Annotated in this window: 15 protein-coding genes; 13 read left to right on the plus strand and 2 right to left on the minus strand. The window is 56.2% G+C overall.

Annotation, left to right across the window (positions count from 1 at the left end):
• Window positions 1–136 precede the first annotated feature (136 nt).
• Window positions 137–439 (minus strand): P-II family nitrogen regulator, encoded by a 303-nt coding sequence (locus ABEA92_RS06940; protein WP_008707122.1) that lies wholly within the window; start codon window positions 437–439, stop codon window positions 137–139.
• Window positions 440–981: 542 nt separating this feature from the next.
• On the opposite strand from ABEA92_RS06940, the gene ABEA92_RS06945 reads away from it, so the two are divergent.
• The 13 genes from ABEA92_RS06945 (at window position 982) to ABEA92_RS07005 (ending at window position 17341) form a co-directional block, all read left to right on the plus strand.
• Window positions 982–3216 carry an NfeD family protein gene (locus ABEA92_RS06945; RefSeq protein ID WP_345683077.1) on the plus strand — a complete coding sequence of 745 codons (2235 nt, stop codon included), beginning with the start codon at window positions 982–984 and terminating at the stop codon, window positions 3214–3216.
• Complete coding sequence (locus ABEA92_RS06950) at window positions 3216–3845, plus strand: NfeD family protein (protein ID WP_345683078.1); 630 nt, start codon at window positions 3216–3218, stop codon at window positions 3843–3845. Before ABEA92_RS06945 ends, ABEA92_RS06950 begins: the two co-directional genes overlap by 1 nt.
• 173 nt (window positions 3846–4018) lie before the next feature.
• The gene (gene floA, locus ABEA92_RS06955) at window positions 4019–5086 is read left to right on the plus strand and encodes a flotillin-like protein FloA (RefSeq protein ID WP_345683079.1); all 1068 of its coding nucleotides are present in this window, start codon (window positions 4019–4021) and stop codon (window positions 5084–5086) included.
• Between the two features lie 267 nt (window positions 5087–5353).
• Window positions 5354–5824: a hypothetical protein gene (locus ABEA92_RS06960; RefSeq protein WP_345683080.1), complete on the plus strand. Its 471-nt coding sequence runs from the start codon at window positions 5354–5356 to the stop codon at window positions 5822–5824.
• 610 nt (window positions 5825–6434) lie between these two features.
• Window positions 6435–7688: a putative DNA modification/repair radical SAM protein gene (locus ABEA92_RS06965; protein ID WP_345683081.1), complete on the plus strand. Its 1254-nt coding sequence runs from the start codon at window positions 6435–6437 to the stop codon at window positions 7686–7688.
• Between the two features lie 8 nt (window positions 7689–7696).
• Window positions 7697–9124, plus strand: coding sequence for a UdgX family uracil-DNA binding protein (locus tag ABEA92_RS06970; RefSeq protein WP_345683082.1), 1428 nt, complete (start codon window positions 7697–7699; stop codon window positions 9122–9124).
• Window positions 9125–9350: 226 nt separating this feature from the next.
• Window positions 9351–10385 (plus strand): ligase-associated DNA damage response exonuclease, encoded by a 1035-nt coding sequence (locus ABEA92_RS06975; RefSeq protein WP_345683083.1) that lies wholly within the window; start codon window positions 9351–9353, stop codon window positions 10383–10385.
• Window positions 10382–11977 carry an ATP-dependent DNA ligase gene (locus ABEA92_RS06980; protein ID WP_345683084.1) on the plus strand — a complete coding sequence of 532 codons (1596 nt, stop codon included), beginning with the start codon at window positions 10382–10384 and terminating at the stop codon, window positions 11975–11977. The genes ABEA92_RS06975 and ABEA92_RS06980 overlap by 4 nt, the downstream gene beginning before the upstream one ends.
• A 161-nt stretch (window positions 11978–12138) precedes the next feature.
• Complete coding sequence (locus tag ABEA92_RS06985) at window positions 12139–14628, plus strand: ligase-associated DNA damage response DEXH box helicase (RefSeq protein WP_345683085.1); 2490 nt, start codon at window positions 12139–12141, stop codon at window positions 14626–14628.
• A 6-nt stretch (window positions 14629–14634) separates the two neighbouring features.
• Complete coding sequence (pdeM, locus tag ABEA92_RS06990; RefSeq protein ID WP_345683086.1) at window positions 14635–15327, plus strand: ligase-associated DNA damage response endonuclease PdeM; 693 nt, start codon at window positions 14635–14637, stop codon at window positions 15325–15327.
• A gap of 100 nt (window positions 15328–15427) precedes the next feature.
• Window positions 15428–16336 (plus strand): YihY/virulence factor BrkB family protein, encoded by a 909-nt coding sequence (locus ABEA92_RS06995; RefSeq protein WP_345683087.1) that lies wholly within the window; start codon window positions 15428–15430, stop codon window positions 16334–16336.
• Between the two features lie 310 nt (window positions 16337–16646).
• A complete protein-coding gene (locus ABEA92_RS07000) occupies window positions 16647–16910 on the plus strand; it encodes a GlsB/YeaQ/YmgE family stress response membrane protein (RefSeq protein WP_345683088.1) in 264 nt (87 codons plus the stop codon).
• Window positions 16911–16981: 71 nt separating this feature from the next.
• A complete protein-coding gene (locus ABEA92_RS07005) occupies window positions 16982–17341 on the plus strand; it encodes a cupin domain-containing protein (RefSeq protein WP_345683089.1) in 360 nt (119 codons plus the stop codon).
• 78 nt (window positions 17342–17419) lie between these two features.
• On the opposite strand, the gene ABEA92_RS07010 is transcribed toward ABEA92_RS07005, so the two are convergent.
• Window positions 17420–19552: a LamG-like jellyroll fold domain-containing protein gene (locus tag ABEA92_RS07010; protein ID WP_345683090.1), complete on the minus strand. Its 2133-nt coding sequence runs from the start codon at window positions 19550–19552 to the stop codon at window positions 17420–17422.
• Window positions 19553–19666: the final 114 nt, after the last annotated feature.

The following is a 19666-nucleotide window of genomic DNA, read 5'->3' on the forward strand; positions in this document are numbered from 1 at the left end:
GAAGCCACGCTCGCGAGAGCATGATTGCTTGTTGCCACGCTGGCCAGCGGGTGGATGGTTGCCACAGTGACGCAAATCTCTATTTTCGCGTGAAGCGAGCCACCCGAAAACCCTTCACCGCGTGCATTTGACGGATCTACAGGTATTCGGAAACCGGCAACACCAAGATTTTGCCGTCGCCGATGCGGCCAGTGCGGGTGACCGAAACGATTTTCTGCAAGATTTCTTCGCAGCGAGAATCATCGACCCACAGCGTGATTTCCACTTTAGGGACAAAGGCCTGCGAATATTCGGTTTCTTTGTATTCGTTCAAATAGCTCTTTTGGCGGCCGTAACCCTTGACTTCCATCACGCTGAGGGCTTCCAGCGGGGCGCGACGCAGGCTCGCCAGCACTTGCTCGGCAAGATGGGGACGTACCGTGGTGATGATTTGTTTCATTCGAACGCCCTAGGACGTGGCATCGCATTGGACGACGTGTCGGCTTGCAAGCGTCCATCCTATGCCGGATTTTTCACGAGCGGTACCAGCGGACGCATTGCCGCGGGGCTAAATGCGACAATTCTTTCCGTGGAATCACCGAAATCCGCCTCTTCCGCCGCCAGACCAGTGGGGGAAGGGCCGTGGTAGCGACGTCTTCTCCCGCTTATTTCTCAGACAACGGATCACGCCGGCCGTTTTGGCCGTCCCGGCGACGCATTTTTCTTATACAGTTTGCGCAAGTTTAGCGTAGCGGAAGTCGTCAAGACTTTCGTTCGGTGGCGACCGACCCCGATGCCAAACCGAGTGTTTTTTTGGGACCGATTCGCGAGTCCTCGATTTCGTGCGTCGGATGCGGGGCGATTGGTTACCCGTTGGTTGGCTTTGGTCCTATAATTGAGCTGAGCAGATTCAGCAGCGAGGGGGACCCGGGCCGTGCGGCTCTGGAAATCGTAGACCCGTGGCGACTTTGGAGTCTTTCGTCGATTGATGGAAAAGCAGCAATGAAAGATGCAACGAAATGGGGCGAGACGATTTCCGCTTGCGTTGCCCTAGGGCGGGGCATCGTGCCTTTTCTATTGACTGGGCTTTTGACGCTTGCGTCATCGGCGGCGTGGGCAGCCGATGCAAAAGCCGATGACCCGGATTCCAAAGCCAATCGAGTCAAAGTCGGGTATGTGATCGACATGCCGGCCAGTTTGACGGCCGATGGCACCGCATCGATTTTGGCTCAGCTGAATCGTTTGGCTGAATCGTCGAGCGACGAGTCTCGGGTCACCGTGGTGATTCGCTACGCTGCGGGTGACGACAACGATCGCCAAACGTTGACCGGCGAAACGGGGTTCGAGGACGCACTGCGATTAGCACGAGCGATGACGGGGCCCGACCTACGCCGCGTGCGTGTGGTTTCGTGGGTCCAAGGGACGGTCGAGGGGCATTTGGTGCTGCCGATTTTGGCGTCGGATCTTTTGATTGTCTCAGCCGCCGGGGTGATCGCCGATGCGACGAAAAACGAAACGAGTACGGATGAAACGATCGAGGTCAGCTATCGATCGATTGCGGCGCGGCGAGGGTTGTTTCCGCCCGAGGTGGTCAGTGCGTTGGTCGATCCCGGAATGGAATTGGCTCGCGTCACCAAGCTCGACGGCAGCGAGGTGTTTGCCGCTGGCGAAGCGTTGGCGGAATTGCGTGCCGGGGGGCAGATCACCAGCGAAGCGATTTGGTCCACTGCGGAAAGTCCGCTGCGGATCGATGCCAATCAACTCCGTGCCTCACGAATTGCATCGGGGATCGTCAATCGCGACGACCAGGCTGCCGAACTGCTTGACCTTGCCGCGATTCATCCGCTCGATGCGAAACAGACGCTTGGGGATCCGGTTGGCGTGTTATTGGAAATGGTCGGTTCGATCAATTCCGGCCGCTCACGCCGGTGGCAAAGCAATTTAACGGCAACGCTCGAATCGGGTGAGATCAATACGTGGGTCGTCGCCATCGACTCACCCGGCGGCAGTCTCAGCCAAAGTGCAACCTTGGCCGCTTGGTTCGCTCAACCCGAAACTCCGCTGCAGACCGTAGCGGGATATGTGCAAGGCGAGGCGCGTGGTGACGCGGCGTTAATTGCGATTGCGTGTCGGCCGATGTACATGAACCCCAACGCCAAACTTGGCGGTCCCGGCGCCGAAGCGATCGATGCGGCGATGGTCATTCGCAATGATGAATTGATCGAGCAGATTGCCCGCGCGAGCAAGCGGCCAGCGGCTTTGATCCGTGGGTTATTGGACCCGAATCTCGAGGTCTACCGTTACACCAATCGAAAAACGGGGCGAATTCGTTATGCGACCGAATCGGATTTGATCGAAGGCGCGGCCGACGTGGAAGTCGAACGCGATCGATGGCAACGTGGCGAACGGATCGAATTGGCTGCGGGTTTGACGTCGGCGCAAGCGATTGCGTTGGGGTTAGCCGATGGTGAATCGGCGTCGGTCGATGATGTTTCGCGCCGCGTCGGACTGAGCGGGACGCCGCCACCGGTGACCGATCGCAAGATGGTTCGTTTCGTTGAAAAGCTGGGCCGCAGTCATGCCTTGGCGTTTTTGCTGTTGTTCATCGGTTTTGCAGCGTTGTCGACCGAAGCCAACGCTCCTGGTTTGGGCATCCCCGGATTCGTCGCCGTGATTTGTTTCGCAATGTATTTTTGGATCAAATTTTTGGCGGGGACCGCCGAATGGCTCGAACTGTTGGCGTTTTCACTCGGATTGATCTGTATCGCCATCGAAGTGTTCGTGGTGCCGGGGTTCGGGGTGTTTGGAATCGGCGGTATCGGATTGACTGTGCTGGGGATTGTGTTGATGAGCCAGACGTTTATCGTGCCGCGTAACGTCTATCAGTTGCAAGTATTAACGCAAAGCATCTGGACCGCATTGTTTGCCGGTTTCGGTTTGATCGGCGGGTTTATTGCATTTCGGATGTTGATGCCGCACGTTCCGCTGCTGGGCGGTTTGACGATGGAACCGCCCGATACCGCAGCGGTGAACGAAGCCGAAAAGCTTGCCGATTACACTCATTTGCAAGGCCAGATGGGAACCGCCACCACCCCGCTACGTCCGGCGGGCAAGGCCCGGTTTGGTGACCAGATCGTGCAAGTGGTCAGTGATGGGACTCCGATCGCAGCGGGGGATCCGGTGCGAGTATTTGAGATCCATGGAACGCGGATCGTGGTCGAGGCGGTAGAAAGTTAATGCCGCTCTACTACGCGTACGGACTGCTGTTGCTGTTCTACATTCTGCTGGTCTTGGAGTTTATGATTCCGACGGGCGGATTGGTTGGAATCGCTGCGGTCGTGACGATCATCTCGGCGTTGGCAGTCGCGTTTGCTCATAGCATGACCGCCGGGTTTACCTTGTTGATCATCGTCGCAATCACAACGCCGTTGATTTTTGTTGCCGTGATCCGCGTCTGGCCCCACACGCCGATCGGTCGCCGCATTCTCAATCGGCGACCGGGCCAGACGAGCGAAGGACGCGCCAAGCGGACGCTTTCCAATGGCACGCCGCTGGATGCATTGGTGGGGCACATTGGAATCGCCAAAACCAATCTGTTGCCAAGCGGGTTGGTCAAGGTGGATGACGTGCGGTTGGACGCCGTCAGTTTGGGGATGCCGATCGACGCGGGGCAGTCGATCATTGTGACCAAGGTCAATGCGGGAAAGGTCTACGTTCGTCCGATCAGTGAAGCCGAACGTGCGGCAGCGGAACAGGCCGCGGCCTCGCCAAATGCATCGGAACCGCCGGTGTCTCCACCGTCGCTTGAAAATCCACCTGAATCGTTCGATTTTGATACGATGGATCTCGATTCGAGCCCCAATTGATTCGGTTCTCGTGGCATGGAAGCTTGCTAGATCGAGCGTTCCAGGGCATTGCTATAGTTGACATTGCTCTCGCGGAGCGGGACATTAGGGGGCAGTGATGCCTCCTTGATCGATTTGCTCTGACACCGCAAGTGTTTTAGCCTGAGCTTGCCTCCCTTTTGGAACTGCACCCGATGTTGAAACTTGCCCTTCTCGCTCAAGAATTGCCTAGCGCGACCGTGCCAATTTTGATCGGTGCGCTGGTATTGTTCGCCGGGATGATGGTGCTGCTCTTTGTATTCGCAAGCTATTTCGGTTTGTGGATTCAATCGCAACTGACTGGTGCGAACATCTCGATCTTCAATCTGTTGGGGATGACGTTCCGAAAGGTTAACGCTCGCAGCATCGTCCGTAGCAAAATCATGGCGACTCAGGCGGGACTCGAAGATCCAGAGATCACCGGCGAAGCGCTCGAAGCCCACTACTTGGCTGGCGGGAATGTCCAGCAAGTCATCCGAGCGCTGATCGCGGCAAAGAAGGCAAAGACAATCTCGTTGACCTTTCGTGAAGCCACGGCAATCGACTTGGCCGGACGTGATGTTTTAGAGTCGGTGCAAACCAGTGTTTATCCAAAGGTGATCGATTGCCCGCCGCGTGGTGCCGTCAAACCATCGCTGGATGCGGTCGCCAAAGACGGTATCCAGTTGAAAGTCAAAGCACGGGTGACGGTGCGGGCAAACTTGCAGCAATTGATCGGCGGTGCGACCGAAGAAACGATCATCGCACGTGTTGGTGAAGGGATCGTAAGCGCGATCGGTAGTGCCACCAGCCACAAAGCGGTGTTGGAAAACCCCGACGTGATCAGTAAAGCGGTGCTTGCCAAACGGCTTGATTCGCAAACCGCATTCGAGATCGTTTCAATCGACATCGCAGATATCGACGTTGGGGCGAACATCGGCGCTCGCTTGCAGGCGGACCAAGCCGAAGCGGACACGCAAGTCGCACGAGCACGGGCCGAAGGCAAACGAGCATCCGCAGTGGCCGAAGAACAAGAGATGCAGGCCAAGATCGAAGAGAGCCGCGCGTCGTTGGTCTTGGCTCAAGCATCGGTGCCCGAGGCAATGGCCGAAGCATTCCGCAGCGGCAACCTGCATATCCTGGATTACTACAAACTACAGAACGTCAGCGCCGACACCGAAATGCGGAAAACGATTGCCGGCACAGGACGCCACGTGGTCGAAACCAACTACGGTAAAGACTAAGGGCCGGTAGCGGGACGACGGTCCGGACGCGGACGACGACGGGACGCGTCGCCGGTTTCTCGCTGCGGTGAAGGATTTGATTGCCTTGGCGGGCATTCATTGCAGTCAGCGATCACGCTCCATTTTTCGCCCCCTGACCCGTTCGCCGGGATGGTAAGATAGCTGTATCAGACGGATAGTCCGTTCAGCTCGCCCACTTGTTGAACCGAGTCGGCGCGGACCCGAGCGAAATCAAAACCGAGAAACTCAGAAACCAAAGAAACGAACATGGCGGGTGATCTCGAAGACTTTTTGCGGCGTGCCGCCCAACGACGCCAAGCCAACGCGGGGAATCGCAACCAGCCGCCGGCGGCTCGTCCTGCCGCGTCCCACCCTGCAGTTCCCGAGCAGCGTAAGCGGCCTCAGTACAGCAACCATCGCACCGAGCGAATGGTCCGCGAGGTCGAAGAAGAAATTTATGTCGCCGAAGTGGTCGAGGATGAACCAAGTCCTTGGCAGGAGCGTCAACGAAAGATCGAGGAAGCAAAACGTGCAGCCGCCGAAGCCGAATCCGCGGCCGCCAAAGCGTTTGCAAAGGTCAAAAAGGGAGGCACCGCTTCGCCAGCTCCAATGGCCCCCGGACCGCAAATGACGGGCAATGTCGCCGCTGATCTGATTCGTTTGTTGCAAAGTCCCGAAGGGATCCAGCAAGCGGTCTTGCTCCGCGAGATTCTCGACCGTCCCATCGACCGCTGGTAGACCGGCCGGGGGGCTTCGGTGATTATGCGTCGCAGATGCCTTCAGAGATTCTGCCTTGGGAGATGCTTCCCCCGAAGCTGGGCGTGCTCCCTCGCTGACGCGTTTCGAAGTTGCGCGTTTGTACTTAGGGGCAAAGCCCCGGACGTTTACCTAGCCCAGCCCAACGGGCTGGGACCAAGAAAACCATTGAATTGTAGGGCCAAAGGTCCGTCCGTTTACTGGGACTTAATGAGGGCGGCTAGGCAAATTGCTGGGCCTTTTGGCCCGAAGAACGTCTAAAAGCGCAATTTCAAAACTGACGCTTCGGGTTGGGATCTGCTGGGAAAAACAACGATGGCACAACATCAAAATTCACATTTCGGATTGTGATTTGCTTCTTGCTCGCGTCGACTCTCGTGAATTTTTTCCAAATTCACTCTTCGCTTCGTGAATTCCCCCCGCGATCTGCGGTTAAGACGCCATGGCACGATTGCGCTGCGGCGCCGCTGATGTGTCTCGTGCCGGTATTTTTGGCTCGGCATTTGCCTCCTTCGCACAATGCTGTGCTTGCGGGGTTCGCCCCTGCGCTGCCTTGCTGTCTGCTCATTCGCCCTCATCTGACCGAGTTTCCATGGACGTACGCGACAAACTCGCGATCCTTGCTGACGCAGCCAAATACGATGCTTCGTGCGCCAGCAGCGGTGCCAAGAGCACTCGCGCCGGTAGCCAAATCGGCAGCACCGAGGGCATGGGGATCTGTCACAGCTACACCCCAGATGGACGCTGTATTTCGCTGCTAAAAATCCTGCTGACGAACTATTGCATCTACGACTGCCAATACTGTGTCAATCGCGTTTCGAGCGATACGCCGCGGGCTCGTTTTACGGTCGAGGAAGTCGTGTCGTTGACGATGGAGTTTTACAAACGCAACTACGTCGAAGGTTTGTTTCTGAGTTCGGGGATCATCCAAAATTCGGACTACACGATGGAGCAGTTGATTGCTGTCGCTAAAACGCTCCGCACCGACCAACACTACGGCGGCTACATCCATCTGAAGACGATCCCCAACGCGTCACAATCGTTGATCGAAGAGGCGGGCAAATGGGCGGATCGGTTAAGTGTAAATATTGAACTGCCCACCGAAGGCGACCTCTACAAACTGGCTCCTGAAAAGAAAAAGCCTCAGATTGTTAGTGCGATGCACGGTATTCGCGAAAAGATCGATGAAACGAAACACGAGCAGGCATCTGGATTCAAGCCACCTTCGTTCGCGCCTGCTGGTCAAAGTACCCAAATGATCGTCGGAGCGACCGAGACGCCCGATTTGGAAGTGCTAAAAACTGCATCGGAGCTGTACACGGGGCAAAAATTGCGACGTGTTTATTACTCGGCATACAGTCCGATCCCGCATGCGGACGCACGACTGCCTGGGCAATCACCACCGCTGATTCGCGAACACCGATTGTATCAAGCCGATTGGTTGATGAGGTTTTATGGTTTTAGTGCGAACGAGATTGTTGCCGAAAAGGACCACAATCTGTCGCTTGAGATCGACCCCAAGTTGGCTTGGGCGTTGGCGAATCGCCACTTTTTTCCTGTCGATGTGAATCGGGCCAGCCAAGAAGAATTGCTGCGGATCCCTGGGATTGGGGTGCGGAACGTGCAACGGATTGTAAGCCTGCGTCGGCACCGACCGCTTCGGACTGCGGACCTGCGAAAATTGCGAGTCGCATGGAATCGAGCCAAAGTGTTTGTGTTGACCGCTGATCACAATCCGGGCGTTGCAGATTTGGACAAGTTGAACCTGGGAAAACAGGTCGCTCCAAAGTCAAGACAACTGATGTTGTTTGATGCAGCAAGTTCGGCGTTGACAGGCGAGGTGTAATCGGGGCGATGACGTTTTTCTTGCATGTCGAAACGTTCACCCAGTGGCGTCAGGAAGCACGTGCGTTGTTGGTCCGCGGCGTCGCACCGTCAGAGGTTCACTTTTCGAGTGGCGCCGACCAACCGTCGCTGTTTGATGCTGCCGCACCAGAGATGCCGGCTAAATCCAACGAGGTCGCGCCCACGGTGCCATCCGCGTTTCTTGAAATGGCCAAGCACGTTGCATGTCATCGAGACGCCAATCGGTGGGAATTGTTGTACCGCACGCTGTGGCGATTGACGCATGGCCAGCGACATCTGCTGGAGATGTCGACCGATGAGGATGTATTTGCGCTAAATCAAATGAAGAAAGCCGTCACTCGCGATGTGCATAAAATGAAAGCGTTTGTGCGGTTTCGCAAAGTGGTTGCGTCCTCGGATTTGCAAGACACGCAGACGCAACCCGAGGCACTGACCAATTACATTGCTTGGCATCGCCCAGACCACCGCATCGTATCGTTGGCCGCTCCTTTTTTTGCACGCCGTTTTAAGGCGATGAATTGGACGATATTGACGCCGGACGAATCGGTTTCATGGGATCAATTGGAACTGAAATATGGACCGGGGGTTCCTGTTAGCGAGGCGCCGGATGCGGATTCGCTCGAGGATCTTTGGAAGACCTATTACGCATCGATCTTTAATCCTGCACGTGTCAAAGTGGCAATGATGAAGCGCGAGATGCCGGTGCGGCACTGGGCCACGTTGCCCGAAACCGATTTGATTCCTGACTTGCTTCAGCAAGCGTCCACGCGTGTCAGCGAGATGATCGCGAAAAACGAAGGGTTCGCGGAAACTGCCGCGCACTACATGCCCACCGACGGTTCGCTGGATTCACTGAGATCGGCTGCGAGACATTGTCGTGCCTGCGATTTGCATCAATGCGCAACGCAGATGGTGTTTGGCGAAGGCACCCCGTCCGCACGGATTGTCATCGTCGGCGAACAACCGGGCGATCGTGAAGACATCGAAGGACGACCGTTTGTGGGACCTGCAGGGCAACTGCTTGACGAGGCTTTGCAAACGCTTCGAATCGATCGCAACGAAGTTTACATCACCAATGTGGTCAAGCATTTCAAATTCACCGAACGCGGTAAACAGCGTCTGCACAAGAAACCCAACTCGCGAGAAATTTTTGCCTGCCGACCTTGGTTGGAAGCGGAAATTGCGGCGATCCGTCCAGACACGATCCTCTGTCTGGGCGCGACGCCTGCGTCGGCGTTGTTCGGACGCGATTTTCGCGTTACGCAGCGGCGCGGTGAGGTGATCGCTACGGATTGGTGCCCTCGCACGATCGCAACGTGGCATCCGGCCGCAATTCTGCGGATGCCCAATCCGGATCGACGAGCTCAGAAGCACCAACAATTTATTGCCGACCTAGCTTTGACACTCGATCAATAGACAGTGAAGCAGGTTGAGTTCGGAGCCGTGACACGTGTGCGACCGGCAATAAAAAATACAACCCGGCGCGTGAGTATTGAAGTTTCAATTTCATCAAAACCCGTCGCGTCAGGATTTGTCGGGAAAACTAGCTGATCGCATCCTTTAAACAAAATTTGCGGAACGGAATATGCCTACCTACTGATGATAAGCCCCCCGTTTTGCGGACGCGACCAATGAGAAAAACATGAACGAATTATTAGCAACCACACCCAAAGGATTGTATTGCGAGGCAGGCGATTTTTTCGTCGATCCGCAACAAGCCGTCGATCGCGCGGTGGTCACGCATGCGCATACCGATCACGCTCGCTGGGGCTGTCGTCGTTACTTGGCCGCCGAGCCAAGCGAACATTTGTTGCGGATGCGAATGAACGAGGATGCCGAGTTCCAATTCCTTCCGTATGGTGAATCGATCACGATCCGAGGGGTGAATGTCAGCTTTCATCCCGCCGGTCACATGCTCGGCTCCGCTCAGGTGCGGTTGGAACATCGAGGCAAAGTTGCCGTGGTGACGGGCGACTACAAACTTGGAACCGATCCGACCTGTGAACCGTGGGAACCGATCCGGTGCGATTTGTTGGTCACTGAATCGACGTTCGGTTTGCCTGTTTACCGCTGGGACCCCGAATCGACGACGTTCGCGTTGATCAACCAGTGGTGGCGTGAAACCCGCGATGAAGCACGATGCTGTGTGTTATATGGCTACGCGGTGGGAAAGAGCCAACGATTGATCGCGGGGCTGGATCCGAGCATCGGACCAATCTATACGCATGGCGCGGTTGAAAAGGGGACCGAGGCATACCGCCGAACCGGCGTGTCGCTGCCGCCGACCACGTACGTCGGCTCGGTTCAGGGGAAACATGACTACCGTGGGGCGATGGTCGTGGCGGTGCCGAGTGCTCATGGGACTCCATGGATGCGCCGGTTCGGTGGCGTTCGTACGGCCATGGCGAGCGGATGGATGGCGGTACGCGGAGCACGGCGGCGACGGTCGGTCGATCGTGGATTTGTGCTCAGCGATCACGTGGATTGGCCTTCGTTGTTACAGGCAGTTCAGTTGTGTGATCCCGAGATGGTTTGGGTCACGCACGGCTATACCGCCGCGGTGGCTCGCTATTTGCAAGAGAACGGTCGTGCCGCCCGCGTGATCGATTCGCGAGGTCGCGGCGAAACCGATGAAGACGCTGCTGCGGCGGCTATGGACCAAGAGGATTCGTCATGATTCGATTTGCAGCCCTATTCGCTGCCTTGGATTCGACGACCAAGACCAACGAGAAAATTGCCGCGATGGCGGACTATTTTGCCAAGGCGTCCGCTGCCGATGCAGCCTGGGCGACCTACTTTTTGGCTGGCAATAAACCGCGTCAATTGGTGCCGACAAAACTGCTGCGGTTGTGGGCAGCCGAAGAAGCGAATATCCCATTGTGGTTGTTTGAGGAGTCGTACCATGCAGTGGGCGATTTGGCGGAATCGCTTGCCCTCGTCGTGCCGCCCGGCGAGTTGGTTGATGATTTGTCGCTCGCCACTTGGATGGAAACACGCTTGTTGCCTCTTCGATCGATGGACGAAGCCGAACAGCGTGAAGCGATCACCAAGATTTGGCGTCAGTCCACCCCGACAATGCGGTTCGTGATCATGAAATTGGTCACCGGTGCCTTTCGAGTCGGAGTGAGCAAACGGTTGGTGACGCGGGCGATCGCGATGCAATCGGGAGTCTCGGCGGATGTGATTTCGCATCGCTTGATGGGAAATTGGAAACCGACTGCAGCGTTCTTTGAGAAGTTGATCGATCCCGACGTCCAAGACACCGTGGCGAGCCATCCCTATCCATTTTGTTTGGCTCATCCGATCGATATTCACGAAGGCCCCGAGACGCTTGGCCATTCGCAGGACTATGTGGCCGAGTGGAAATGGGACGGTATTCGCGGGCAAGTGATTCGTCGCAGCGACCAAACGTTCATTTGGTCGCGTGGCGAAGAATTGATGGAGAATCGGTGGCCGGAAATCGAAGCGGCGGCGGCGTTACTGCCCAATGGCACGGTGCTGGACGGTGAAATTTTAGCGGCGAGAGAGGACGGACAAGTGCTGCCGTTCGCTCAATTGCAACGACGAATCGCCCGAAAAACGGTGGGCAAAAAATTGCTCGAAGAGGTCCCGGTCGTCTTTCATGCCTTTGACGTTGTTGAACAGGACGGTGTCGATGTTCGCGACCGTCCGTTCATCGAGCGACGTGCTGCATTGGAAACACTGCTAAGCGATGTGACGCATCCAAGTTTGTGTGTGACCAACTTGATCGATGCCGCGTCGTGGGACGAATGGGCTAAAATTCGCGAAGGCAGTCGAGACCAAAATGCCGAAGGATTGATGCTGAAACGCAAAGACGGCAAGTACGATGTCGGCCGCGTACGAGGAACGTGGTGGAAGTGGAAAGTCGCGCCGTACACGATCGACGCGGTACTGCTGTATGCCCAAAAAGGTCACGGGAAACGAGCAAGTTTGTATACCGATTATACGTTTGCGTTGTGGGATGGGGGGACGCTGGTGCCCTTTGCCAAAGCGTACAGTGGTTTGGATGACAAAGAGATCCGGAAAGTCGATCATTTCGTCCGCCGCAATACAAAGGAGTCGTTCGGGCCGGTGCGTAGCGTGACGCCGACGTTGGTGATGGAGTTGGCGTTTGAGGGACTGCAGCGATCGCCGCGACACAAAAGCGGCATCGCGACTCGCTTCCCGCGAATCGTTCGCTGGCGTCACGACAAGAAACCCGAGGACGCGAACCAATTGAGTGAACTACTAGCCCTGTTGCCAAACTAAATCCCCCGTCGCAAAAGTCTTGACGGCTTGTTGATTTTCGGAGCCGCGACGCGTCAGCGGCCGGGGCCCACGCATGCCCCGGTGCCTTACGGCCCACGGCTCACTGTTGCGAATTACATTTGGATTAAATCAACAAGCCGTTTACCCCATTTTCATTCACAATGCTGCAACCTCGACCGCAAACCGAAACGCCCTCGCAAGCGGTGGATCGCTACTTTGCATCCATCGGCTGGAAACCGTTCCGTTTCCAGCGATCGGCGTGGCGGGCCTACGCCAATGGCGCCAGCGGACTGGTTCACTCGGCCACCGGAACGGGCAAGACGTTGGCGGTGTGGATGGGGCCAATTTTGAAATGGATCAAAGAGAACCCCGATCGCACGAAATGGAACCCGAAACGTCCGCCGCCGGTTCGCGTGTTGTGGATCACACCGCTGCGAGCACTGGCTGGCGACACCGAGGCGTCGCTGCGCGCTCCGATCGAAGGGCTTGGGTTACCGTGGTTGCTCGAATCACGCACCGGCGACAGCAAGGCAAGTGCGAAAGCGAGACAGAATAAACGTTTGCCTACCGCGTTGGTGACGACCCCCGAGAGTTTGTCGTTGATGTTGACGCATCAGCGGCTGCTCGAACAATTGCAGGGACTCGAAGCGGTCGTCGTCGATGAATGGCACGAGTTGTTAGGGACGAAGCGTGGTATTCAAACTGAATTGGGATTGGCGCGGTTGCGGAAACTCAATCCTCAGCTTCGCACCTGGGGTGTCTCGGCAACGCTGGGCAATCTAGACGAAGCCCAAGAATCGTTATTCGGCGTTGACCCGCCGAATCAGGTTCGTTTAATTCAAGGGTATACCAAGAAGCGATTGAAACTCGAATCGTTGATTCCCGCCAACATGGAACGGTTCCCTTGGACAGGGCACATTGGGACCAAAATGGTTCCCCAAGTGGCGGAGTTGATTGCCAAGGTCAAAAGTGTTTTGGTGTTTGCCAACACACGTTCGCAAACCGAGATTTGGTACCAACATCTTTTGAAGCAGCGACCTGATTGGGCCGGCGAGATCGCACTGCACCACGGATCGCTCGACGCGAGCGTTCGTCGCTGGGTCGAAAACGGATTGCGTGATGGATCGGTGCGAGCGGTGGTCTGTACCAGCAGTTTGGATTTGGGGGTTGATTTTACGGCGGTCGACCTGGTCATTCAAATCGGCAGTCCCAAAGGTGCCGCTCGATTGCTGCAGCGTGCCGGTCGCAGCGGTCATCAACCCGATGCCGAAAGCCGCTTGGCGTTCGTGCCCACCAATGCGATCGAGTTGATCGAGCTAGCCGCGGCGCAAGATGCCATTGGCAAGGGACATCTCGAAGCCAGACCGCTACTGCGTAAACCGCTTGACGTATTGGCACAACATGTTGTGACGATCGCGATCGGCGGCGGATTCGGGGCGGATGAACTCCTACGCGAGGTGCGGACGACGTGTGCCTATCAAACGCTCAGCGATCATGAGTGGCAATGGGTGCTGGATTTTGTTGTACGTGGCGGAAGCTCGCTCGAAGCCTATCCCGATTTTCACCGAGTCAATGTGCATGCCGGTCGTTACATCGTCGAAGATCGACGGCGGATCACTGCCCACCGAATGAACATCGGGACGATCGTCTCGGATGCCTCGATGAAGGTCAAATTCATGAAAGGCAAGACGCTGGGGACCGCCGAAGAGCATTTTTTGTCGAAGCTGAATCCTGGTGATCGGTTTCTGTTTGCGGGACGTTTGGTTGCCTTGGTTCGAGTTCGTGACAATGTCGCGTATGTTCGCCGCGCATCGGGAGAACCCGATTCCGTGCCCCGTTGGATGGGCGGCCGGTTGCCGTTGTCCAGTGAGCTAAGTGCCGAACTGCGATTGAAAATCCAGCAAGCGTCGACGGGCAATTTGGTGGGACGCGAGATGAAAGCGTTGCGACGTTTGTTCGAAATCCAACAGCGTTGGAGCCTGCTGCCGCGAGGTGACCAATTTTTGATCGAACGGATTGAAACGCGAGGCGGTCATCAATTGTTTTTGTTCCCGTTCGAAGGACGACTGGTTCACGAAGGGTTGGCCGCGTTGTTTGCATATCGAATATCACGATTTCAAAAAACAACGTTCACGATGGCGTGCAACGACTATGGCATCGTTTTGCAGTCGCCGCATGCGGTCGACATCCATGATGCAATTGAACGAAAACTCTTCTCATCCGACTCGCTTGTCAACGACATCATGAATAGCATGAATTCGACGGAGATGGCGAAACGTCAATTCCGGCAAATCGCTCGGGTGGCCGGGTTGATTCAACAAGGATTTCCCGGACAAGGCAAAAGCACCAGCCATATCCAAGCCAGCAGCAATCTGTTTTTCGACGTTTTCAGCCAGTACGACCCCGATAATTTGTTGTTAGAGCAGAGCCGCCGCGAGGTGCTCGAGTTTCAACTCGAGTCATCTCGCATGCTCGATGCACTCGATCGGATCGAACGAAGCGAGATTGTGGTCATGGAGCCGCCGAAGGTCACTCCGCTTTCGTTTTCTTTGCTAGTCGATAAGTTGCGAGACCGCATCAGCAGCGAAACACTAGCGGATCGAATTCGGCGATTGCAGTCGCAGTTGGAAAAAGAAGCGGACAAGGGGTGATCGAGGATGACGCAAACCATGGATGTGGACGTCGCGGGGATCGAATTGCAATTGCATGCCGAGCGAGCCGTGTTTTGGCGACAGCAGCGGGCGTTGTTTGTCGCGGACACTCATTTCGGAAAAGCGGCAACCTTTCGGCGTCACGGCATTCCCGTGCCTCGTGGCAGCACCTCCGGGACGTTGGGCAAAATCGATTCGTTGCTTGAAAAAACGCAGGCGACGCGGTTGATCATTTTGGGAGACATGTTTCATGCACGATCCTCGCTGACGCCCAAAGTTTGCGAATTATTGGAAGCCTTTTTTGCGAAGCATGGTCAGATCCAGTTCACCTTGGTGCGGGGCAACCACGACACGCAGGTCGGTCCACTGCCATCGTCGTGGCCGATCGAGGTGGTGAACCCAGGCCAGCGGGTTGGGCCGATCGCGATTGGACACCATCCCACGGCAGTGCCCGCAGGGGCATCGCTGTTGTTGTGTGGCCATCTTCATCCGGCGGTTCGTTTTGCTGTCGGTGGCGAGGACTTTGGCAAACTGCCCTGTTTTTGGCTCTCCAATCGTTGTTTTGTCTTGCCGGCGATCGGCGAATTCACCGGAACGCATGTGATACGACCGCGGCGAGACGATCATACGTGGATGATTGTGGACGAGGATCGATTTGGCTCGGGTGAATCGACATTGATACATCAGCATGATCATTGACCTTCGGGACACGGCATGCGGTTTGCGGTTTTTTTGCTAAGCCGAATGAACGGCGATGCGACGTTGCCGATGACATGTCTTTTTATCCCCGACGGATCCGATGGAATATTGGAAGCAGACCTTCGCCGAATTTTCACAGGATCGTTGCACAACGCTCGCTGCCGCGTTGGCCTACTACACGGCGTTTGCGCTGCCGCCGCTGCTGTATTTGTTGTTGACGATTCTGACATTCGGAATGTCGCTTGCTTACGATTCGGAACAGGCCAAGGCCGAGGCGCATGAGGTTCTAACCACTCAGACGGCGCAGTTGATTGGGAACGAATCGATCAGCCAAGAGATTTCTGGGATCCTCAAAAGTAACGATGAAACGTCGGGCAAGTGGTGGAAAACATTGCTCAGTTTCGCCGGGATCGTGCTCGGAGCCACCGGCGTGGTGGCGGCACTGCAGGACGCGTTGAATCAGGTTTGGGCGGTCCGGCCGGACCCCGACAAGTCGGGAATGAAGATCATGCTCCGCAAACGAGTAACGTCGTTCTTGATGATTCTTGGGTTGGGATTCCTGCTGCTTGTGTCGTTGATTGCGTCTTCGGTGGTCGTGGCCGCCGGTGAACGATTGACAGAGATGATGGGCGTTCGGTTGGGCTTGGTCAGCGGACTTAGTTATCTGGTGCAAGCGCTGATCGTGTTGGCGGTGTTCGCATCGATTTACAAGTTCATGCCGGACGTCAAGGTCCAGTGGCGTGAAGTGATGGTGGGCGCCGTGATCAGCACCGTTTTGTTTTTGATCGGTCGCTTTGCACTGGATTGGTATTTCTCCTTCGCCACCCCCGGTGCCCAATTGAGCTCTGCTGCCGCATCGATTGCGGTGCTGTTGGTGTGGGTTTACTACACATCGATGATCGCGTTGTTTGGTGCTGAGTGCAGCCAGGTTTACGCTGTTCGCTACGGCAACGGGGTGCGTCCCGAACATCATGCCGTGCATGTCGTCGAATCGATTGAACGGACTTAGATACAGAAGTTCTCAACCCAAAACTGCGTTGGGGTTTGCCGAAAAGTTCGAAGGCAAGCGGTTCTTCTCTCGCTGACCGCCCCTGTTCGCTGGTCAAGCACCGTGCATCTTTAGCGAGCATTTTGCGTGGCAAGTGCGACGTGACTCGCAGGCAAGACCATCGCAGTAAGCGGGCAAAATGCGGTGAAACGGGCTGAATTCGAATGGATCGCCCGCAGCGAATCATTTTGCTTGTGAATCCGAATCGGCACATGATTCGCTTTACAGGTAGAGCAATACACCACGCTTGTTTCTTAAAAGGAAATACAAAATGTTGATACCAATTATTGGTTGGATGATTTCGGGATTGATCATCGGTTTGATCGCGCGAGCCCTCGTTCCGGGCCGTCAAGCGATTGGGCTGTTGCGGACGATGTTATTGGGAATCGTCGGCTCGTTTGTCGGCGGCTTCGCAGGCTACCTGATCATGGGAGGCGAACCTCTGCAAGCCTCGGGATGGATCGGATCGATCGTCGGCGCGGTCGTTCTGCTGCTGTTGTTTTCGCGAAGTGGCAGTGATCGACTGACGACTTAGTTCCGCAGTTTGTTTGTTCCGATACCGACCTTTCTTCAGTAAACGCCAAACTCTTCAATGGAACATTGACCATGGATATTCCCCAAGTTCAATCCGAAACGGATGGCGCTACCGGTACGATGGGCCAGATTCATCTGGCCGCAGGAAAGCAAATTGCGATGCGGCAATGGCGAGCGGAACCCGGTGGATTTTCGCAGTCACATTGCCGAGATTACGAAACCGTTGGCTTTTTAATGCGCGGGGTGATCGAAATCGAATTGGATGGTGGAACCGCCACCGTGGAAGCCGGCGACTCGTGGCTTGTGCCCGAAGGGGCTCCGCATCGCTATCGAGTGATCGAGCCGATCGTCGCGATCGAAGCCACCAGCCCGCCCGCCTGTTTCGGCGAGCGTGACGAAATGGACAGCATCACACACCAACATCCGAGGTAACGTGTTGCGTTCGCTTGTTGGCTAGGTGTTTACTCTGCGGGGCGTAACTTAGTCGCGGCGCGCAACTCAGCCGAGACGTCATTTAGCCGAGAGTCGTTTTACCTCGTCCGCGCTCAGTGCGCGATCGAAAAACGCGACCTCATCAAGCCGGCCTTCCCAATTGGAATCGTTGTCGCTGCGTCCACCCACAAAAATCTGGTCGACCGCTGTTGAGGGAATCTTAACGGAGTCGCTCTCGATTTCGGGGGCCTCGTTTCCATTGAGGTACACTCGCACGGTCGAGCCGTCGCGGACGAGCACGAGGTGGTTCCATGTCCAACGCGGGATCACGGTTTCGCCGACCAGCGTTTCGTTTTCGGTTCCCTGTTTGAAAATCAAGCGTCCCGCATGCTCGCCATTGCCGACGATTCCGACATGCTCGCCGAACTCGGTGATGCCATGGGCGTGGTCTCGAGAAAAGAGCCAACCAGATATCGCTCGAGCATCGTTGGGCATTCCGTTCCAAAACCACATCGAAACGCTGTAGTTCGCTTGCGAGTTTCCGATTGCCGATCGCAATCGTCCGCCCGCAAAATGGGCACAGCGGTTCACTTCGCCTGCGGCCGCCAACGACGTCGACGCTGGGCCTTCTAAATAAAACACAACGCCGGGTTCGTACATCGCATCGCGGTGATTCGCGGTGCTGTCACGAGCAATCGGAGCTTCCATTTCGTCCAGCCGCCAATAGGCGAGCGGATTCGTCGCCAAGGTGGCTTGGCACGCTGGTCCTTTGGATTGAGCGAGAGGTCGTCGCGGTTTTCCTGAGACCTGTTCGATCAGCCGCATCGCCGCCGCCACGATTTTGGGTTCCGCGTGCACTTCAAGTCCCGCCGATCGCGCCGCCCACGTGTTGTAGCCACCAAGCGGATGTTGTTCTGCAGGCGGAATGTAACCGTCGGCACCGTTGGCAAGTTCGATCACCATCGTTTTTTCGAGCGGACTTTGCTGTTTCAACTTTAATCCGGAGATCGCGTAGGTTTCGTTCGGTGTGGTTGCGATCACGATATCGCCGATTCGCATTGCTTGCACGACCACCTCGGTCGATTGCAAATCATGCAGCAAGACTTGTTCGCGAGCGTAGACCTCGGTCGTGGTTTTGGGCAACTCGCCATTGAGCGTTTCGACGATCTGCTGCGCCCACTGAAGCCGCTGATGGTCGGGAACTCGGTAGTTCAAACGAAACCGTGTTTCCGCCATGTCGATCGTATCCGCGTCGGCGTACTCGATTGTTTGGAGCGTGTCGGTGGCGATGCCGAGCAACGCGTCGGTATAGGTTTCAATGTTCTCATAGGGACTTGGTTCGGACGCGGCATAATCGCGTCGCCAAATATCGCCGCTGCATCCGTGTGACATGGTAGCCACGACGTTCTTAGCGTCCGGGTATTTTTGCTGGATGAAGTTTTGCATGCCGTTGCAAAACAGTCCGTAGTAATCGGCACTGATGGGCGGAGAGTCGCCAAAGTAGTGCATCGAGAAATTCGACAGCACCGCGATGGGAACCCCTTTGTGCGATTCGAACGCAATCATCGACAACTCGGGATCTTCAGGTCCCGATTCGCCGGTGACGTTTTCGGGGTTGCGTGCCGCGTGCATGTTGGCTCGCACGGTGGGGTTGCCAAAGGGATCGTCGTCGATCCGGTCGGGGCGGCGAATCCAGCGACGAAGCGCCGTGAATTCCGGTGCATCGGCGGACCCCCACCCGACTCGTGCAGGCTGCAGGTTGGCTTCGGCATTGACGATCGACTCGACGATCCGTTCTCGTAATAGCGGGATGTAGGTCAGGTCGGCGTCGGTCCCCAACGCGCCGAACGCCGACGGCGCCGTGTGGGTATGCGTGGCCGAGATCATGATGTGATCGGGTTTCAACTTGGTGCGTTTGGCGGCGCGGTTTTTAGCGTCGTCCAACAAGACTTTGGGGATCATGCAGCTATCGACCACGACCAACGCGATCGATTCACTGCCGTCGCTGATCACGATGGCGCGTGAACTGACCGGGGTCTTGATCTGCTCGGCGGTTTTTGAAGTCATCCCGCCGTTGACCAATACCGGGAACTGAGTTGGCGAGACATCGACGATCGCCGCTCCCACATGCAGTTCAGCCAAAGCAGTGGAAGTCGCTAAGAGAGTCAGCGTGGTGGCTAAGATGGCCACGTTAAAGATTCGGTTCTTCATTGGAGCATCGCTTGGGAGGAAGGTGGCGGGGGGAAAGGTAGGTCGAGCAGTGTGACTGCCGGCGGGGTGCGGACGACTATTCTAGTGGATCCCAAGACGCGAGGGGGCCGAGCG

Origin of the sequence: Novipirellula caenicola, assembly GCF_039545035.1 — a bacterium.
Classification (GTDB): domain Bacteria; phylum Planctomycetota; class Planctomycetia; order Pirellulales; family Pirellulaceae; genus Novipirellula; species Novipirellula caenicola.